The 2,673-nt window shown below is 58.1% G+C and carries 2 protein-coding genes; both read left to right on the forward strand.

Features of this window, described 5'->3' with window-relative positions; translation table 11 throughout:
* Nucleotides 1-410: 410 nt before the first annotated feature.
* The gene (locus Q0025_RS14895) at nucleotides 411-962 is read left to right on the forward strand and encodes a TetR/AcrR family transcriptional regulator (protein WP_297300498.1); all 552 of its coding nucleotides are present in this window, start codon (nucleotides 411-413) and stop codon (nucleotides 960-962) included.
* Nucleotides 963-1,136: 174 nt separating this feature from the next.
* Entirely contained in the window at nucleotides 1,137-2,555 is a 1,419-nt protein-coding gene (locus Q0025_RS14900) for an NAD-dependent succinate-semialdehyde dehydrogenase (RefSeq protein ID WP_297300500.1), read from the forward strand.
* Nucleotides 2,556-2,673: the final 118 nt, after the last annotated feature.

A 2,673-nucleotide genomic window follows, 5' to 3' on the forward strand; every position in this document is an offset into this window, starting at 1 on the left:
CGCCCGCGAGCGCATTCATGACGCCCGCGCAAAACCCGGCGGCGAAAAGGAAGAGAAGAACGGAGAGCATGGTGAGAAGCGTTGGACTTGCGGACCTCGACCCCTACAGGATTTCAGGCCGCATCGACAACCTCATTCAGCAATCCCTTCCAACGCTCATGCTTCCTCGATGTCGGGTTGCTTTAAAGCTTAGTCGTCGACGTAAAGGCGAGTCGGGTCCCGGAAGCCGGTTGCCTGCCTTGGGTCATTGAGACGCAGACGCGGATGTTCATTTGGATAGATTGTTTTCTAATCATAACGAACAAAAGGATGAGGTCGCGCCCTAGACAGACTCCTCTTCCAAATTATATACATGACCAATTGTCTTGGGTTTAACGGAAATGCCTCGGCCGAGTCTCAAGGGTAGAATTTTGGATGCGGCAGTCGACCAGCTGACCGCCAAAGGATTCGGTGCGACCAGCGTTCAGGACATCACGGACGCGGCGGGTGCGCCCAAGGGCTCCTTTTACAACCATTTCCAAAGCAAAGAGCAACTCGCTACCGAAGCGCTCGCGCTCTATCTGGCGAATGTCAGTGGCGGATTGCAAGACATGTCGCGCCCGCCCTTGGTGCGGCTGCGCAACCAGTTCGAGTCATTGATTGCCTATGCGGAGAATGGGTATTTCGAGCATGGATGCTTGATGGGCGGTCTTGCCGCCTTTGTAGATGAGAATCAGCCACTTATTCAACAGGCGGTCGGTGCTGCCTATACCGATGTAACGAGCGCCATCGCGGCTGTACTCGGCGAAGCCAAAGGCAGGGGCGAGCTCGCCGAAAGGGTCAACATCTCCGATTTGGCGGCGGTCATATTCGACGCCTATGAGGGCGCGTTTCTGCGCGCGCGCGTCGAGGGACGCCGGTATCCTTTCGACGCTTTCCTGTCCGTGATTTTCGGCCAGCTGCTTCCGAGTCTCGCTCGCTAAAAGCTCTGCTTCAGTTCACAGAGATTTTGAACGGAGGTCCGATTGGTCCTGAAACTTCCGCTTGACCAATATGACCGGTCATCTTATACTCAAGTTGAGAAGCATCGTTTGGTTCGCAGCGGTGCTTGGCCTGGAACGTAGCTAACTTCCGGCGCGAACGAGAAGGACATCTCAATGCTCTATCAAAGCATCAATCCCGCGACCGGCGCGGTCATCAGGACATTTCCGACGGTTAGCGACAGCGAGCTCGAAGCGTTTGTCGCAACAGCCCAAGCTTGCTACAGGGATGACTGGAGCCGTCGCTCCGTCTCAGACCGGGCCCACATCGTATCGCGCGCGGCCGCCATCCTTCGGGAAAACGCCGAAGAGTACGCGCGCTATGTCGTCGAGGACATGGGCAAGCTGGCGAGCGTCGCGGTTACGGAGGTGAGCCTCGCCGCTTCCGTACTCGACTACTACGCCAAAAACGCCGAAAAATTTCTAGAGCCGAAGCATTTCCCAGGCTTTCCAACCGCCGCTCTGGTCGCGCGCCCAATCGGCGCGATTCTCGCGATCGAGCCCTGGAATTTCCCCTATTACCAAGTAGCACGTGTCGCCGGCCCCCAGCTTATGGCGGGCAACGTTGTGCTGCTGAAACATGCCGAAAGTGTTCCGCAATGCGCATTGGCTTTCGAACGAGCTCTGAAAGAAGCCGGCATTCCGAACGGTGCCTACACGAACATCTTCGCCGATCATGAGCAGATCGGACGTCTAATCGCAGATCCGCGCATTGCCGGCGTTACGCTGACGGGAAGCGAGCGCGCCGGCGCCGCCGTGGCCGAGCAAGCTGGTCGCCACCTAAAGAAGGTCGTGATGGAGTTGGGCGGCAGCGATGCCTTCATCGTGCTGCCCGATGCCCCTCTAGACCATGCCGTCAGCAGCGCTCTGTCGGGACGGATGTTCAATTGCGGCCAAAGCTGCGTCGCATCAAAACGCATCATCGTCGTCGGCAAGGACCGCGGCGCAGCCTTTGTTGAGAAATTCGTCGCAGCGGCAAAGGAGCTGAAGGTAGGTGATCCGACCGATCCGGCGACGGAGCTGCAGCCGTTGTCGTCGGAGCGGGCGTTGTCTCGCTTGCTCGAGCAGATTGAAGCGGCGCGGACCGCGGGCGCGAAAATCCTCACCGGGGGCAAACGCGTCAATCGGCCTGGCTTCTTTCTTGAGCCGACCGTCCTCACAAACATCGATAGGAAGAACCCAGCCTACCGCCAGGAGTTGTTCGGGCCGGTGGCGTCCATCTATGTGACCGACAGCGAAGAGGACGCGATTCAGCTCGCCAATGACACGCCATATGGCCTCGGCGGATCTGTGTTCGGCGCCGATCTGGACCGTGCGCGTCGCGTCGCCGACCGGATCGAGACCGGCATGGTGTTCATCAATCAGCCGGCATGGGTGGCGCCCGACCTGCCCTTCGGAGGCGTCAAAAATTCGGGCTTCGGTCGCGAACAATCTGAATTGGGTTTCGGCGAGTTCGTCAATCATAAGCTGATTAATCTTGCGCCTGCCGGTGCGCCGATCTGGGGGCCTGTCGAACTGCAAGAGGCTGCTGAATAAAAATTCCGATGCGAGGATCTGCCGTTCAGCTTCGTGCAACGCGGCAGATCCCTCGAACCGCAAGTATCGCCTCGAATTGCGTTCACAGGGCCATAACGATGAACCTGCCATTTGATAT

It is taken from the genome of uncultured Methylovirgula sp. (genome assembly GCF_947646745.1).
In the GTDB taxonomy this organism is placed as follows: Bacteria; Pseudomonadota; Alphaproteobacteria; order Rhizobiales; family Beijerinckiaceae; genus Methylovirgula.